Consider the following 15024-nt stretch of genomic DNA (forward strand, 5'->3'; position numbering starts at 1 on the left):
CCGTATCGAAATCTTTGCTAATTGTATTCCAATGTGCAGAGCTAAATTCTGGATTTACTTTTGTAACTTCAATATTTGGAAATACTTCTTTTTCAAATTTTACTGCTTTTCCACCAAGTACGATGTGATCTAAAACTGTAAGTGATTCCCCGTTATAAAAATCGGATGCCCAAACACTTTGTAAGTATCCGTGAGCTGTTGCGCTTTTTAAAATATCATTTGTGTAATTTCGGTTATAGGTAATTAGTATTTTTCCGGACCCAATTGTTAATACATTAGTGTTCGTATCACTTGAAGGGAAAACACATACAACCGTATTTCCTTCAGTAGCTAAAAGGTTAGAGGAGTTTAATAATGCGTCTTGTATAGCTTCGTTTGTGCTTTTTGTATTAATCCGTTTAATAACATCTTGTAATGCTATACGGTTTTTTGGAATGTCGTTAATATAAGCATCTGCTAAATGGACGAATTCCCCATCCGCAAAACAAGCATCATAGATTGGATCTACAACTGTAGATTTATAAACATCTAAATGACCGTCATTTGGTACGTCTTTAATCTCTTCAAAATATGAATCATACAATGTATACGCATGAACAACTTCGAAAGTTTGGCCAGTCTCAGCATTTTCAAACTCAAAGTCGGTATCATCCATTTCGTCCACACCAGTGTTCACGTTACCGTTATTTCCGCAAGCTGTTAAAAATAATAGAAAAAATAAGAACAATAAGCCTTTCCATTTCATGTTAATCATTACCCCCTAGTAATAAGATTTTGTAGTTTTGTCTATCAATGATAATTATTTACAGACAAATTTAAATATTCTACAAATTTTACAAAAATCCTCTATGTCTATTAAATTTTGTATGTTAGATATGTGAACATGTTTTCCAACAACCTCATCATTCGTTATAATAGATAAAGCATGATTTACATGAGGAGTTGACATAATGTCTGTCCGAGATGAATTTGATTTTATAAAAAAAGTTCAACCTGCTACACTGCATCACTCAGGATTAATCGGGATAGGAGATGATGCAGCAATCTTTTCAGTCGATGCGCGATTTGAGCAGATTGTTTGTGTAGATACAATGGTAGAAGACAAACACTTTTTACCTACTACGATGAGTCCCTATCATATTGGATATAAAGCATTAGCTGCTAATATTAGCGATATTGCAGCAATGGGCGGAATCCCACAGTATTATTTAGTTTCTATCAGTATTCCTTCTAATTGGAAAGAAAGTGAGTTATTGGAGATATATGATGGACTGAAAAAAGCCGGAGATGAATACAAAATGGATTTGATCGGTGGAGATACGACTTCTACGCATTCTAAATTAGTTATTAGTGTAACGGCAATTGGAAAGGTAGAAGCTGGGCGAAGATTATTACGATCTAATGCTGAAGAAGGAGACGTAGTATTTGTATCGGGTACATTAGGAGATGCTCAGGGAGGATTAGATGTTCTATTGGAAGGAAATAAAGAAGTACAAGGACAAAATTCCTATTTAATACGTAGACATCAAACACCTACACCGAGGGTGACTCTTGGTCGAATCCTATCACAATTTACTCGTGTATCATTAAATGACGTAAGTGACGGACTTGTAAGCGAACTAAAGGAAATTTCAAATGCTAGTAACGTAAATATGGTTATAGATAGTGAGACAATCCCATATAGTCGTGCTCTTTTAGAATATAATAACGAAAAAGCACTAAAGTGGGCATTAACGGGTGGAGAGGATTTTGAACTAGTTGGGACTATAAGCAAAGAAAATTGGAAGCAACTTTCTGCCATTTGTGAAAAAGAAAACATACCATTATCAAATATTGGCTATGTGCAACGTGGTAAGGGTAAAGTGTATATAAGAAATAAAAACGGAGAATTAGAAGAAGTATCGGATTCAGGTTATAATCATTTTTTTAGTTAAGGAGAATGAATGAATGGTACAGGTTGCATTTACAACACATTCAACAGAACAAACAATGGGGTTAGCTCAAAGGTTAGCAGAAAAGTTAGTTGAAGGTGATGTTATATTGTTAGAAGGCGACTTAGGGGCAGGTAAAACGACGTTTACGAAAGGCCTTGCTAAAGGATTACATATTACAAGAAATGTGAACAGCCCTACTTTTACAATTATTAAAGAATATGAAGGAAGATTACCACTATACCATATGGATGTGTATCGGTTAGCAGAAAGTGATGAAGATTTAGGTTTTGATGACTATTTTTATGGGAATGGTGTAACGGTGGTAGAATGGGCACACTTAATAAAAGACTACTTACCAGCAGAAAGGTTAGAAATTAATATATACCATAAAGGTGATGACGAAAGAGAAGTAGTTTTTAAGGGAAATGGAAAACGTTATGAGAAGATTTGTGAGGAGTTAAAGAAATGAACGTACTAGCAATTGATACGTCCACTTACGTGTTGAGTGTAGCGTTAATAAAAGATGGCCTCGTTATAGGGGAACATATGACAAATACGAAAATAAATCATTCATTACGAGCGATGCCAGCAATTGAAAAGGTAATGGAAGAGTGCCAAATGAAGCCTAAAGATTTACATAGAATTGTCGTCGCTCATGGACCAGGTTCCTACACAGGTGTTCGAATTGGTGTTACGATAGCGAAAACGTTAGCCTGGAGTTTAAACATTCCACTTGTAGGGGTATCAAGCTTAAAGCTAATGGCTGCGAACGGACGTTACTTTTCGGGTCTTATTTGCCCGTTAATGGATGCGAGAAGAGGGCAAGTATATACAGGTTTGTATGAATGGGAGAACGAGAACCTAATTGAAAAACTCGAGGACGTTAACATCGATTTACAAAATTGGTTAGATCAATTAGCCGCCTTGAACAGTGAAATATTATTTATCGGAAATGATGTCCAACTTCACAAAGAGGTTATTATAGAAAAATTAGCTAAAAGGGCAATTTTTGCTACTGGTGCACAACTAAATAGCCGCCCTGGAGATTTAGCTATATTAGGTATGAACGAGGAAGTATTAGATTTACATACGTTTGTTCCTAACTATACGAGATTAGCTGAGGCAGAGGCAAAATGGCTAGAAAACAACCAAACTAAATAGGGGAATCTTGATGATGTTAACAGTGGAAATTGTAAAAATGAATGAAGAACATATTAATGGTGTATACGAAGTAGAAAAGAAAAGTTTCCCTTCTCCATGGACAAAAGAAGCATTCCATCATGAAATAATGATTAATCCATATGCCTATTATCTCGTGTTATTAGACAGAGAAAGAATAATCGGTTATTGTGGACTTTGGATTGTAATGGGAGATGCTCAAATAACAAATATTGCAATTGACCCTGATTATCGTGGAAAAAAATTAGGTGATCAACTATTAGTAAAAGCAAAAGAAGTAGCAATAGAAAAGGGTGGTTCTGTCATGTCATTAGAAGTAAGAGTATCCAATTATATTGCACAATCACTATATAAAAAACATGGCTTCCAACCTGGTGGAATTCGTAAAAACTATTATGTAGATAATAATGAAGATGCATTAGTAATGTGGGTGAATTTATGAGTGAAATGAAAAAAGACGAGTATATATTAGGAATTGAAACAAGTTGTGATGAAACGGCAGCATCCATCATTAAAAACGGAAAAGAAATTGTAGCTAATGTCGTTGCTTCACAAATTGAAAGTCATAAACGTTTTGGTGGAGTTGTACCAGAAATTGCGTCAAGACATCATGTGGAGCAAATAACCGTTGTTTTAGAAGAGACGTTAGAGCAATCAGGGGTAACGATGGAAGAAATCGATGCGATTGCAGTAACGGAAGGACCTGGATTAGTAGGAGCATTATTAATTGGTGTTAATGCGGCCAAGGCTATTTCCTTTGCACATAATAAGCCGTTAGTAGGTGTACATCACATTGCAGGTCACATATATGCGAATCAGCTAGTAACCGACCTCCAATTTCCTCTCTTAGCTTTAGTCGTTTCGGGTGGACATACGGAATTAGTATATATGGAAAAGCACGGTTCTTTTAAAGTAATCGGTGAAACGCGAGATGACGCTGTTGGTGAAGCGTATGATAAAGTAGCAAGAACATTAAATTTACCGTATCCGGGCGGCCCTCATATTGACAGACTAGCTCAAGAAGGAGAAGCAAATATTCCACTGCCAAGGGCTTGGCTAGAAGAAGGTAGTTATGATTTTAGTTTTTCAGGCTTAAAATCAGCGGTTATTAACACCCTACATAACGCTTCTCAAAAGGGTGAAAAAATTGAACCTGCTAATTTAGCTGCAAGCTTTCAAGAAAGTGTGATAGAAGTACTAGTAACAAAAACAATAAAAGCAACAAAAGAATATGGTGTAAACCAAGTCGTTTTAGCTGGTGGGGTTGCTGCGAATAAAGGTTTGCGTGCAGCACTCGAGGAAAGTTTTCGTGAATTGAAAGATGTGGAGCTAGTAATTCCGCCATTATCACTATGTACGGATAATGCAGCGATGATCGCAACAGCAGGCAGTGTGTTCTATCAATTAGGAAAACGATCTCCTTTATCTTTAAACGGTAATCCAGGGCTAGATTTAGAAAAGGCATTAGTCTAAAAATGGTTATCCACAGTTGTTACTAAAAACTGTGAGTAAGTATAGATAATCTATGGATAAATAAAAAACATTTGTTAGTAAATAATGTGGATAAGTGTGTTAATGTTTGTGGATAATGTTGATAAGTTTGTGAATACCTTAATAAATAAGAGTAGAATTGTTAATAAGTATGTGGATTGTTTACTTTTTGTGGATAGAAAATATAGAAAGGATGCGAAAATTCGCATCCTTTAGCTGTTCAGTTCTTCCCACTCTTCCATTAAAGTAAGCAGTTTATTGTTAGCTTCTTCGTTCTCTATATTTAATTGGTGTACTTTTTCGTGATTTTGGTAAATTTCAGGTTTGCATAAAAGCTTTTCATTTTCTTCTAGTTGTAACTCCAGTACTTCTATTTCTTCCTCAATTTCTTCAATACGACGTTTTCGCTGTCGCTCTTTTCTTTTTAATTCTTTTTCCTGTTCATAGCTTAATTTTTCTTGAGGTTTTTCTTTCTGTTTTTCAGTAGAAGAGTCTGTGGATAACTTATTAAGTTCTTCTATCTCAAACTTCTTTTGCACGAAGTAATCATAGTCACCTAAAAACTCTACAGCATTCTGAGAAGATAGTTCGATTACTTTTGTGGCAATCCGGTTAATAAAGTAACGGTCATGTGATACGAAAAGTATAGTGCCTGGATAATCCATTAATGCATTTTCCAATACTTGTTTGCTATCAAGGTCTAGATGGTTCGTCGGTTCGTCTAAAATAAGTACGTTTGACTTTTGCAACATCATTTTTGATAATGCAAGACGTGCTTTTTCTCCCCCACTTAAACTGTTAACAGGTTTTAAAACATCATCACCACTAAACAAGAAATTTCCTAAGACAGTTCGAATTTCTTTCTCTACTAAATGAGGATAATCATCCCATAACTCGTCCAGAACCCGTTTGTTGGAATGTAATTCTGCTTGTTGTTGGTCATAATAACTAATAGAAACATTCGCTCCAAATTGAATTTTTCCAATTTGTTTAGGGAGTTTCTCCACAAGCAATTTTAACAATGTAGTTTTCCCAACGCCATTAGGTCCAACTAACGCAACACTATCACCACGATGAAGCGAAAGGTTTATATTTTCGAAGATAGGCTTATTTTCATATGAAAATGTTAAGTTTTCTACTTTTAACACATCATTACCGCTTTGCCTATCGATTTCAAAAGAGAAGGAGGCCGATTTTTCATCGCCTTTCGGTCGCTGCATTAACTGCATTCGATCTAACTGCTTTTGTCTACTTTGTGCCCGTTTCGTTGTAGACGCTCTTGCAATATTACGTTGAACAAAATCTTTAAGCTTGGAAATTTCATCTTGTTGCTTTTCAAACATTTTCATTTCTCGTTCGTATTGTTCTGCTTTTCGTTGTAAGTATTTACTGTAGTTTCCAATGAATTTAGTGGATTCATTTCGAGATATTTCGTAAACGATAGAAACTACTTTGTCTAGGAAATAACGGTCGTGGGAAACGATTAATAGGGCACCAGGATAACTTTGTAAGTAGGATTCTAGCCACGTTAACGTCTCTATATCTAAATGGTTCGTCGGTTCGTCTAAAATAAGTAAATCTGGCTTCGTTAATAGTAACTTACCAAGAGCTAATCTTGTTTTTTGTCCACCACTCAAACTGGTAATTGGTGTGGTATAATCAAAGGTAGCAAAGTTTAGTCCGTGAAGAATGGACCGAATATCTGCTTCGTATTGGAAGCCACCTTGTTGTTTATACGATTCTTGTAGGGAATCATATTCTTTTAATAATTTGGCATACTCTTCATCTGAAGAAAAACGTGTAGGATCTGCCATTTTCTCTTCTAAGTCTCTCATTTGTCTTTCCATTTGTTTGAGATGAGAAAAAACAGAAAGAAATTCTTCCCAAATGGAGCGGCTTGAGTCTAATCCGGTATGCTGTGCAAGGTAACCGATCGTAACATTCTTCGGTTTAATAATTTCACCGCTATCATAAGAGAGTTGATTAGAAATTATTTTTAAAAGTGTTGATTTACCAGCACCGTTTCTACCAACTAGTGCGATTCTGTCTCGTGATTGTACTTCTAGCTTTATATTCGATAAAATAAGTTCAGCACCAAAATATTTATGTAGTTGATTTACTTGTAAAATAATCATTTTTTCACCTCTATATTAAACTTAGTTTATCGCTCTTCTACTAATTGTTCAAGCAAGCGATAGGGTAAAAGAATGAAATCGTTTACGTTCAATGTAATTGGAAAAAATAGAGAGTAAGTAGGATTGTAAATGGGGGAATAGGATGAGTAACGAACAACTAAAAATACCACAAGCAACTGCAAAACGATTACCTTTGTATTATCGATTTTTAAAAAATCTTTATGCATCCGGTAAACAAAGAGTTTCTTCTTCTGAGTTAAGTGAAGCGGTAAAAGTTGATTCAGCGACGATTCGCCGTGATTTTAGCTATTTTGGAGCGTTAGGGAAAAAAGGGTACGGATATAATGTTCAATATTTGTTAACTTTTTTTAGAAAAACGTTAGACCAAGATGAATTAACATATGTTAGTCTAATAGGTGTGGGGAATTTAGGAACCGCTTTCCTTCACTACAATTTTTCAAAAAATAATAACACGAAGATAACTGTTGCTTTTGATGTAGATGAAACGAAGATTGGCACAGAAATTGGAGGTGTTCCCGTACGCAATTTAGATGATTTAGAGATGGAGCTTCCTGACGATGTAACAGTTGCAATATTAACAGTACCAGCTCATGTTGCGCAACCTATTACAGATCGCCTAGTCGCTAAGGGAATTAAGGGAATATTAAACTTTACACCTGCGCGAATAAATGTACCAGACACTGTACGTATTCATCACATCGATTTAGCGGTAGAATTACAATCATTAGTATATTTTCTAAAACACTATCCAACTGAGTAAAATAGTAGTAGAATAAGTATATTTCGAGGAGGTGACAAGAATGCCATTAGGTCCAGGAAGCATTCTATTAATTGTATTTGCAGCACTATTAATATTCGGTCCGAAAAAGTTGCCAGAACTCGGGAAAGCAGCCGGAAATACGCTACGTGAGTTCAAAAAGGCTACTAAAGGTTTAGCCGATGACGATGATGATATAAAAAAAGAAGACAAGAAGTAATGTAAGGATGAACATATATGACAGATAAGGAAATGTCGGTCTATGACCATATAGGAGAACTGCGCAAGCGATTAATTATAGTAGGTTCCCTTTTTATGGCCTCCGTTATTGGTGGGTTCTTTCTTGCAGAGCCGATTATTGTCTATTTACAACATACAGAGCAAGCAAGAGATTTAACGATGAACGCTTTTCGCTTAACAGATCCTATTAAGGTATTTATGCAGTTTGCCTTTTTAATTGCGTTCATTATTACGTTTCCTGTTGCTTTTTATCAGCTTTGGTCCTTTATTAGCCCAGGCTTATATGAGAAAGAACGTAGAGTAACACTTAGCTACATTCCAATTTCTTTAATTTTATTTTTAAGTGGATTAGCATTTTCCTACTTTGTTTTGTTTCCATTTGTAGTTTCTTTTATGATGGGTCTTGCCAATCGCTTAGAAATTAATCAAGTAATTGGCATTAATGAATACTTTCAATTTCTATTTCAATTAACGGTTCCATTTGGAGTTTTATTTCAGCTACCTGTAGTCGTTATGTTTTTAACTAGATTAGGTATAGTGACACCACAATTTTTTGTGAAGTTCCGTAAAATAGCCTATTTTATACTTTTAGTAGTTGCGGCTTTTATCACTCCACCAGAATTGTTGTCACATTTAATGGTAACTGTGCCGTTATTTATTTTATACGAAATTAGTATTATCATTTCTAGAATTGCGTATCGTAAAGCTAAATTAGCCGAAACAAAAATGGAATTAGAAAATATGAATAAAGATTAAAAAAGCAATCCCTCGGGATTGCTTTTTCTAATAGGAAAAATAATATTATTTTTGCTTCTTCATCTCTTTAATTTTTCCGTGTAAAAGGTAGGCCCGGATTGCCACTCCAAAATCAAAAGTTGCAATTAACATAAAAAGAATGGTGTGAAATTGCCAAATCGTTTCACCTTTTGTTACGACGGCAAGGTAGAGAAATAAAATTCCCATAATGGAATAAAATACAACCATTCTTAATGGGGTAATGCGCATAAATTATATCCTCCGTTATCTCTTCTATAAAAACAAGTATATGAAGCTTTGCATTTGCTCTAGTTTTTCAAGTTGACGCTCAATATCTTCACGAAAAATTTGTTGCACTAGAACGACAAAGGAATTCATCGAAACATGAGCGATAATTGGGACAATTATTCGGTTCGTTTTTACATATAGGAATGCAAAAATAGCTCCCATGACAAAGTATATAAGTAGATGTTCAAATTCTTGATGAACAACTGCAAATAATAAAGAACTAACAATTAAGCCTACTGCAAAATTGTACTTCTTATATAGTACGCCGAAAATGATTTTTCGGAAGATAATTTCTTCTAAAATAGGCCCTGCAATAGCTACCGCAAAAATAATTGCCGCAGAAGAACTAATAAACTCCATAATTTGTTGAGTATTCTCACTGCCTGGTTCTATTCCGAATAATTGCTGTTGAACCATCGCTGCTATTCCTTGTCCGAAAAGAGCCACCCAAAAACCTAATATAGACCAAATAATCGTTTGGAAAATGGATGATTGTGGTCCGCGTAGATCTTTTTCCTGGAAATCCTTTCGAAGCAGCCAGAGGATAATAAGTAAGCCGAGTGTGAAGCTGATTGTCGTCCAATAACTAAAAAGTAATGTCATTCGTGCATCATAATCAAGCTCGTTCCCGATTCCTAGTTCAACGAGAAGTGGAATACCAACTAGTGCAGAAAATTGCATAATAATATAGGCGATAATTACTTTCCAATAGGTTGATGTCATCATAATCTCCTCTATCTAATTGTTCCTACGTATTGTACCATATAAACTGTTTTCTAATAAAAAGATATAGTTTATTCTCAGCTGTATTTTATCAATTAATCCATATAATTAAAAACAATGGTTAAATATTAAATGATTGTGAGATAATGGAAAAGGTGTTACGTAATGTTAGATCATTTTTGTACAAAAAGAAGTAAAAAATGTGCAAAAAATATAAACTAAATACTTGCAAAAATATCACTAATTCATTAATATATTAATTGTGTTAGCACTCGAGTGTTTAGAGTGCTAATAAAAAAATACTTACATATAATTTTGAGGAGGTCGTTTCACTTGTTAAAGCCAATCGGTGATCGCATTATTATTGAACTAGTACAGTCAGAAGAAAAAACTGCTAGTGGTATTGTATTACCAGACTCTGCAAAAGAGAAACCGCAAGAAGGTAAAGTAGTAGCTGTTGGTTCAGGTCGTGTACTAGAAAGCGGAGAGCGTGTTGCACTAGAAGTTGCATCAGGCGATAGCGTTATCTTTTCAAAATATGCTGGTACAGAAGTGAAATATGACGGTAAAGAATATTTAATTTTAAAAGAAGCAGATGTTTTAGCTGTTGTTGGTAAATAAGAAAACTATTTCATAAAAAATATGAACTATTCTGAGGAGGTCTAGGTCATGGCAAAAGAAATTAAATTTAGTGAAGAAGCACGTCGCTCTATGCTACGTGGTGTAGATAAATTAGCTGATGCTGTTAAAGTAACATTAGGACCAAAAGGACGTAACGTTGTATTAGAAAAGAAATTTGGTTCTCCACTAATTACAAATGACGGTGTTACAATTGCGAAAGAAATCGAATTAGAAGATGCTTTCGAAAATATGGGTGCAAAATTAGTAGCGGAAGTTGCTAGCAAAACGAACGAAATCGCTGGTGACGGTACAACTACTGCAACAGTACTAGCACAAGCGATGATCCGTGAAGGATTAAAGAACGTAACTGCTGGTGCGAACCCAATGGGTATCCGTAAAGGGATTGAAAAGGCTGTTGCTGTAGCAGTTGAAGAATTAAAAACAATCTCTAAGCCAATTGAAGGTAAAGAGTCTATCGCACAAGTTGCTGCTATCTCTGCTGCTGACGAAGAAGTTGGTCAACTAATCGCAGAAGCAATGGAGCGCGTAGGTAACGACGGAGTTATTACGTTAGAAGAGTCTAAAGGATTCACTACTGAACTAGAAGTAGTAGAAGGTATGCAATTCGACCGTGGATATGCATCTCCATACATGGTAACTGATTCTGACAAAATGGAAGCAGTTTTAGACAATCCATACGTCTTAATTACAGACAAAAAGATTACAAACATTCAAGAAATCTTACCTGTATTAGAGCAAGTAGTACAACAAGGTAAACCATTATTACTAATTGCTGAAGATGTGGAAGGTGAAGCGTTAGCTACATTAGTAGTAAACAAATTACGTGGTACATTCAATGCAGTAGCTGTTAAAGCTCCTGGCTTCGGTGACCGTCGTAAAGCAATGCTTCAAGACATCGCAATTCTTACAGGTGGAGAAGTTATTACAGAAGAATTAGGTTTAGACTTAAAATCTGCTAACATCGGTCAATTAGGACGTGCAGATAAGATTGTTGTAACGAAAGAAAATACAACAGTTGTTAACGGTCATGGAAACACAGACGATATCCAAGCTCGTGTTGGCCAAATCCGTGCTCAATTAGAAGAAACTACTTCTGAGTTCGACCGTGAAAAATTACAAGAGCGCCTAGCTAAATTAGCTGGTGGTGTAGCGGTAATCAAAGTTGGTGCTGCAACAGAAACAGAATTAAAAGAGCGCAAACTTCGTATCGAAGACGCATTAAATTCTACTCGTGCTGCAGTAGAAGAAGGTATCGTAGCTGGTGGTGGTACTGCACTTGTAAACATCTACAACAAAGTTGCTAATATCACAGCTGAAGGCGACGAAGCTACTGGTGTGAAAATTGTATTACGTGCAATCGAAGAGCCAGTTCGTCAAATCGCTCACAACGCAGGTCTAGAAGGATCTGTTATTGTAGAACGCCTAAAGAAAGAAGAAGTTGGAGTTGGTTTCAACGCTGCAACTGGCGAATGGGTTAACATGCTTGAAGTTGGTATCGTAGACCCAACTAAAGTTACTCGTTCTGCACTTCAAAACGCAGCAAGCGTATCTGCTATGTTCTTAACTACTGAAGCAGTAGTTGCAGACATCCCAGAAGAAAACGCTGGCGGCGGCATGCCTGACATGGGCGGCATGGGTGGAATGGGCGGCATGATGTAATAAGCCGCTTCACCCCTTGATTTATAAGGGTTTTATGTAAGATGAGAGTGTAATGCTAACATTTTGCAAACATTGAGGTAAATTAACGGAGGCTTCTCATGAGTTTACAAAAAACTTATAAGAGGCCTCTTTTTAGTTTATAAGAAAGGATAATAAAATTTCTAGATTTAACCCCTCCAACTAATTTTAATCGGTATCTTAAATGTACATTGACAACTAACTTGAAAAGGGAAATACATCTATAAAATTGGTGTTCCTACAAAGCTTTTAAATTAAAAGAATTATTTTAAAGGAGGTAATGATTAGTGGGGCATTATTTTTCAGGTGTTGATAAAGAAGGGAAAGAAATTGTTTATGCCCATTTTCATTCGTCTAATTATTTTGCTATAGATCTATATCATTTGCTTGATGCGAATGACAAAAATGGAGGCGTTAGTGGTATTTTTGATTCAGCCATATACACGCAGGAGCAATTAGAGAAAGCAAAACGAATGTATAAACAAAATCTATCTAACGAGCGCACATTATGTGAATCAGATATATGGGAAGCAAATATTACAATTTATTGAAAGGTGTTTAGACGTTGCAAGAAAAGAAGGAACTGTCAAAGTTCTATTCTGTTAAATTCACTATTAACAAATCTTCTGTAAAATTCTCTTATTACACTTCCCCCTACATTTTAATTTCTTTCCATCATTTTTAAAATTATTCATTTCCAGCCTTTTGCTACCCAATTATAAACTGTGATAAATGTAACAGTCCGCTTCTTATGAGTTGTAGTAAACTTTTAAGAAGCTTTTTATTAATTAACATTTATAAAAGGCAACTTTTTACGATAAGAGGTGAAAAAATGGCTAACGCACAATTTAATCCCAAACTAGTCAATATTTTAAAAGATATTTTACTTCGTTTACATGATGGTAAACCGCAAGAAACCGTGAAAGAGGATTTTGATAAACATCTTAACCAGGTTAGTGCTGTTGAAATATTGTTGATTGTACAGGAATTAAAAAATGGGGGCCATGGCATTACGTCGGATGATGTTGTAAAGCTATTTTCTATTTATAAACAACTATATGGTCTAGCTATTAATGAATGGCATGTTCCTGATTCCAATCACGAGGGTCACCCGGTTCAAATTTTAATAGCTGAAAATAAGGAATTTCAATCCATTTTAGATCAAATGAATGGCCAAATAGAATTACTGGAGAAAAGTTCACAATGGGTACAAGAGGAAGAAGTTATAGAGAAGTTAAAGGAAGACGTGTCTCAATTAGGACAATTGAATAGGCACTATAATCGAAAAGAAAAACTCATTTTCCCTATATTAGAGCGTTATGGGCAAATTACTCCTACAAGAATTATGTGGGAGGGAGATGATCGAATCCGCATCTTATATAAAAATGTAAAAAGAAAGATAGAGAATATACAAGCTATAGAAATAGCATCCGTTAAGCAATCTTATCAAATATTCCAAAGTAAAATGACAGACATGATGTTTGATGAAGAATCTATCCTATTACCAATCGTTCTCAACATTTTTAACGAAGATGATTGGTTAGCTATAGCGAGGGAAGGCGATACATTTGGTTATTGCTTTATAGATCCACAAAAAGAATGGGAACGAAGCGTATCAGTCGAGGATGAATGTAATAAAGAAATAGATAATGCAACAACAAAGCATATAAAAATTGGCGGTGGCTACTTAACAGTACAAGAAGCCAACAGCATCCTGAATAACTTACCAGTAGAAATAACGTTCATTGATAAAAATGGTATTTTTAAATATTTTAATGAAAGAGTAGCGTCATCTGACATGATGTTTGTACGGACACCCATTTCGATTGGTCGTAATGTTGCCAATTGTCATCCTCCTAAAAGTTTAAAAAAGGTAATGAGGCTCGTCCAAGACCTTAAATCAAAGAAACGATCTAGTGAGAGTATGTGGTTTAAAAAAAAGGATCAGTACATTCATATTACGTATAAAGGTGTTTTTGATGAGGATGGAGAATATTTGGGAATATTAGAATACGTTCAAGATATCCGACCTTTTTTCGAGTTGCCACGTGAAGCGAAAAGATAGCTTAGTAGAATGGACGAATAGGTAATATCTAAATTTATTAGAGCAGTAGGAACCTCATTTATAAATGTTAGTTAGCTATTATGCTGTTCATTTCCTTTCGATATACCGAAATCCCCTTCCTACTAGAAGGGGACTTTTTTTCCTCACTTACTACCATCAATCCAGTTTTATTAAGTGGACTGGTAAACAATAGCCTTTTCTAAAAAATATCAAGAAAAAAATGATTAACCAATAGGGACTTCTCCCCTATTGGTCCTTGGGGGAGGGCTTAGGTGATAAAAATATACGGGATAAAAGTAGTACTTAATGAACACGCCTCCTTGAAATTGCATATGAAGGGGTTGTTCTTAATATAGTGATCAAAAACACAATTAAGTAGATATTTAATTATTGAAACATTGGAAATACGTATCGAACTAGAAACCATAAAAAACCAAAAAAGATAATCACATATGCAAAATATTTAATGAAGGTAGAGATTACTCTACTTGTATCCTCCTTTTTCTCGACGTGTCGCTTGTCCACATTTACATCCTTTCTCACAATCATTTCCTCCTTGTCAGTGGTGTTTTTTTTCTTATCACCTATATATCCTTAAAAGGAGCTTTTAAAACATTAGTAAGAATGGCACATAACAATTATCCGCTTCCCTTGTTCTATTTAGAAAGTATCATTTGAGGGAATCGTTCTTCTGTTTGCACAGTACTTTAAGATTAGTTCCTAAAGATAGGTTTCATGTCGATCTTTTGTGGGCATTAAATAAGCACAGACAGACAAACATCGGCAAAAAATGATGAAGAAAGGCGTGAGCGGTTATGTTATGGACGGTATTAATTATAGTTTTTGTATTATGGTTACTTGGATTCTCGTTTGAAGTTGGAGGAGGTCTAATCCACTTACTTCTAGTTGTTGCATTAATCGTCTTTATAATTCAACTTTTAACAGGCAGAAGAGTCTAAATGTAGCAAGCGTTCCGTTTTAGGAGCCTTGCTTTATTCAGGATTATTTCTTGGAGTTATAATAAGAAAGGCTCCAAGGAATCCACACATATATATAATATAAATATTAAGGGCAGAAATAGAATTAATATCAGCTAGTATTTTCCTTAAATTACTA

Annotated in this window: 17 protein-coding genes and 1 pseudogene (1 of these 18 running past the window's edge); 13 read left to right on the forward strand and 5 right to left on the reverse strand. The window is 35.2% G+C overall.

The features are described from left to right. A protein-coding gene (locus tag BC6307_RS24320; protein WP_066415754.1) for a DUF2268 domain-containing putative Zn-dependent protease crosses the window boundary here: on the reverse strand, window positions 1-745 show its 5' portion. It extends 182 nt beyond the left edge of the window; only the first 745 of its 927 coding nucleotides appear in the window; it begins with the start codon at window positions 743-745; its stop codon lies off the left edge, out of view. Window positions 746-950: 205 nt separating this feature from the next. Between BC6307_RS24320 and thiL the strand changes: the two genes are divergently transcribed. From thiL to tsaD, 5 genes and pseudogenes are all read left to right on the forward strand, one after another. Next, window positions 951-1934, forward strand: coding sequence for a thiamine-phosphate kinase (gene thiL / locus BC6307_RS24325; protein WP_066415751.1), 984 nt, complete (start codon window positions 951-953; stop codon window positions 1932-1934). A 13-nt stretch (window positions 1935-1947) separates the two neighbouring features. Next, window positions 1948-2419: pseudogene (tsaE, locus tag BC6307_RS24330) on the forward strand (tRNA (adenosine(37)-N6)-threonylcarbamoyltransferase complex ATPase subunit type 1 TsaE). Continuing rightward, the gene (tsaB, locus tag BC6307_RS24335; RefSeq protein ID WP_066415747.1) at window positions 2400-3095 is read left to right on the forward strand and encodes a tRNA (adenosine(37)-N6)-threonylcarbamoyltransferase complex dimerization subunit type 1 TsaB; all 696 of its coding nucleotides are present in this window, start codon (window positions 2400-2402) and stop codon (window positions 3093-3095) included. Before tsaE ends, tsaB begins: the two are co-directional and overlap by 20 nt. 10 nt (window positions 3096-3105) lie before the next feature. Beyond that, the gene (rimI, locus tag BC6307_RS24340) at window positions 3106-3555 is read left to right on the forward strand and encodes a ribosomal protein S18-alanine N-acetyltransferase (RefSeq protein ID WP_066415744.1); all 450 of its coding nucleotides are present in this window, start codon (window positions 3106-3108) and stop codon (window positions 3553-3555) included. 5 nt (window positions 3556-3560) lie between these two features. Further along, a complete protein-coding gene (gene tsaD, locus BC6307_RS24345; protein WP_213083731.1) occupies window positions 3561-4586 on the forward strand; it encodes a tRNA (adenosine(37)-N6)-threonylcarbamoyltransferase complex transferase subunit TsaD in 1026 nt (341 codons plus the stop codon). A gap of 230 nt (window positions 4587-4816) precedes the next feature. Here the strand turns inward: tsaD and BC6307_RS24350 are convergent, their stop codons facing one another. Beyond that, window positions 4817-6739, reverse strand: a complete 1923-nt coding sequence (locus tag BC6307_RS24350) for an ABC-F family ATP-binding cassette domain-containing protein (RefSeq protein ID WP_066415740.1) — start codon at window positions 6737-6739, stop codon at window positions 4817-4819. A gap of 142 nt (window positions 6740-6881) precedes the next feature. On the opposite strand from BC6307_RS24350, the gene BC6307_RS24355 reads away from it, so the two are divergent. From BC6307_RS24355 to tatC, 3 genes are read left to right on the forward strand one after another with little or no spacing between them, the layout of a single operon-like run. Beyond that, window positions 6882-7520 (forward strand): redox-sensing transcriptional repressor Rex, encoded by a 639-nt coding sequence (locus tag BC6307_RS24355; protein WP_066415738.1) that lies wholly within the window; start codon window positions 6882-6884, stop codon window positions 7518-7520. A gap of 40 nt (window positions 7521-7560) precedes the next feature. Further along, on the forward strand, window positions 7561-7737 hold the full coding sequence (locus BC6307_RS24360; protein ID WP_066415735.1) for a twin-arginine translocase TatA/TatE family subunit: 177 nt from the start codon (window positions 7561-7563) through the stop codon (window positions 7735-7737). A 17-nt stretch (window positions 7738-7754) separates the two neighbouring features. Next, window positions 7755-8513 (forward strand): twin-arginine translocase subunit TatC, encoded by a 759-nt coding sequence (gene tatC / locus BC6307_RS24365; protein WP_066415732.1) that lies wholly within the window; start codon window positions 7755-7757, stop codon window positions 8511-8513. A gap of 45 nt (window positions 8514-8558) precedes the next feature. Here the strand turns inward: tatC and BC6307_RS24370 are convergent, their stop codons facing one another. Both BC6307_RS24370 and BC6307_RS24375 read right to left on the reverse strand, forming a co-directional pair. Beyond that, the gene (locus BC6307_RS24370; protein ID WP_066415730.1) at window positions 8559-8762 is read right to left on the reverse strand and encodes a YdiK family protein; all 204 of its coding nucleotides are present in this window, start codon (window positions 8760-8762) and stop codon (window positions 8559-8561) included. A 24-nt stretch (window positions 8763-8786) separates the two neighbouring features. Then, on the reverse strand, window positions 8787-9527 hold the full coding sequence (locus tag BC6307_RS24375) for a CPBP family intramembrane glutamic endopeptidase (protein WP_333482920.1): 741 nt from the start codon (window positions 9525-9527) through the stop codon (window positions 8787-8789). Window positions 9528-9857: 330 nt separating this feature from the next. On the opposite strand from BC6307_RS24375, the gene groES reads away from it, so the two are divergent. The 4 genes from groES to BC6307_RS24395 all read left to right on the forward strand — a co-directional run bounded on the left by groES (window position 9858) and on the right by BC6307_RS24395 (window position 13908). Continuing rightward, complete coding sequence (groES, locus tag BC6307_RS24380; RefSeq protein WP_066415718.1) at window positions 9858-10145, forward strand: co-chaperone GroES; 288 nt, start codon at window positions 9858-9860, stop codon at window positions 10143-10145. A 48-nt stretch (window positions 10146-10193) separates the two neighbouring features. Beyond that, window positions 10194-11825 carry a chaperonin GroEL gene (groL, locus tag BC6307_RS24385; RefSeq protein ID WP_066415716.1) on the forward strand — a complete coding sequence of 544 codons (1632 nt, stop codon included), beginning with the start codon at window positions 10194-10196 and terminating at the stop codon, window positions 11823-11825. A 305-nt stretch (window positions 11826-12130) separates the two neighbouring features. Beyond that, the gene (locus tag BC6307_RS24390) at window positions 12131-12394 is read left to right on the forward strand and encodes a hypothetical protein (RefSeq protein ID WP_066415714.1); all 264 of its coding nucleotides are present in this window, start codon (window positions 12131-12133) and stop codon (window positions 12392-12394) included. Window positions 12395-12675: 281 nt separating this feature from the next. Further along, complete coding sequence (locus BC6307_RS24395) at window positions 12676-13908, forward strand: DUF438 domain-containing protein (protein WP_066415712.1); 1233 nt, start codon at window positions 12676-12678, stop codon at window positions 13906-13908. Between the two features lie 387 nt (window positions 13909-14295). Here BC6307_RS24395 and BC6307_RS25160 read toward each other — a convergent pair whose 3' ends face one another. Then, complete coding sequence (locus BC6307_RS25160) at window positions 14296-14451, reverse strand: hypothetical protein (protein WP_169714862.1); 156 nt, start codon at window positions 14449-14451, stop codon at window positions 14296-14298. 272 nt (window positions 14452-14723) lie between these two features. Here BC6307_RS25160 and BC6307_RS24965 point away from each other — a divergent pair, with 272 nt between their 5' ends. Continuing rightward, window positions 14724-14867: a lmo0937 family membrane protein gene (locus BC6307_RS24965; protein ID WP_157076643.1), complete on the forward strand. Its 144-nt coding sequence runs from the start codon at window positions 14724-14726 to the stop codon at window positions 14865-14867. The last annotated feature ends 157 nt before the right edge of the window (window positions 14868-15024 follow it).

The sequence above is a fragment of the Sutcliffiella cohnii genome, from assembly GCF_002250055.1.
Lineage (GTDB): Bacteria > Bacillota > Bacilli > Bacillales > Bacillaceae_I > Sutcliffiella > Sutcliffiella cohnii.

What these genes read in the sequence shown, in the direction of transcription:
- thiL (WP_066415751.1), top strand. Translation starts at nt 951, where the DNA reads ATGTCTGTCCGAGATGAATTTGATTTTATAAAAAAAGTTCAACCTGCT.
- tsaB (WP_066415747.1), top strand. Translation starts at nt 2,400, where the DNA reads ATGAACGTACTAGCAATTGATACGTCCACTTACGTGTTGAGTGTAGCG.
- rimI (WP_066415744.1), top strand. Translation starts at nt 3,106, where the DNA reads ATGATGTTAACAGTGGAAATTGTAAAAATGAATGAAGAACATATTAAT.
- tsaD (WP_213083731.1), top strand. Translation starts at nt 3,561, where the DNA reads ATGAAAAAAGACGAGTATATATTAGGAATTGAAACAAGTTGTGATGAA.
- BC6307_RS24350 (WP_066415740.1), bottom strand. Translation starts at nt 6,739, where the DNA reads ATGATTATTTTACAAGTAAATCAACTACATAAATATTTTGGTGCTGAA.
- BC6307_RS24355 (WP_066415738.1), top strand. Translation starts at nt 6,882, where the DNA reads ATGAGTAACGAACAACTAAAAATACCACAAGCAACTGCAAAACGATTA.
- BC6307_RS24360 (WP_066415735.1), top strand. Translation starts at nt 7,561, where the DNA reads ATGCCATTAGGTCCAGGAAGCATTCTATTAATTGTATTTGCAGCACTA.
- tatC (WP_066415732.1), top strand. Translation starts at nt 7,755, where the DNA reads ATGACAGATAAGGAAATGTCGGTCTATGACCATATAGGAGAACTGCGC.
- BC6307_RS24370 (WP_066415730.1), bottom strand. Translation starts at nt 8,762, where the DNA reads ATGCGCATTACCCCATTAAGAATGGTTGTATTTTATTCCATTATGGGA.
- BC6307_RS24375 (WP_333482920.1), bottom strand. Translation starts at nt 9,527, where the DNA reads ATGATGACATCAACCTATTGGAAAGTAATTATCGCCTATATTATTATG.
- groL (WP_066415716.1), top strand. Translation starts at nt 10,194, where the DNA reads ATGGCAAAAGAAATTAAATTTAGTGAAGAAGCACGTCGCTCTATGCTA.
- BC6307_RS24395 (WP_066415712.1), top strand. Translation starts at nt 12,676, where the DNA reads ATGGCTAACGCACAATTTAATCCCAAACTAGTCAATATTTTAAAAGAT.
- BC6307_RS24965 (WP_157076643.1), top strand. Translation starts at nt 14,724, where the DNA reads ATGTTATGGACGGTATTAATTATAGTTTTTGTATTATGGTTACTTGGA.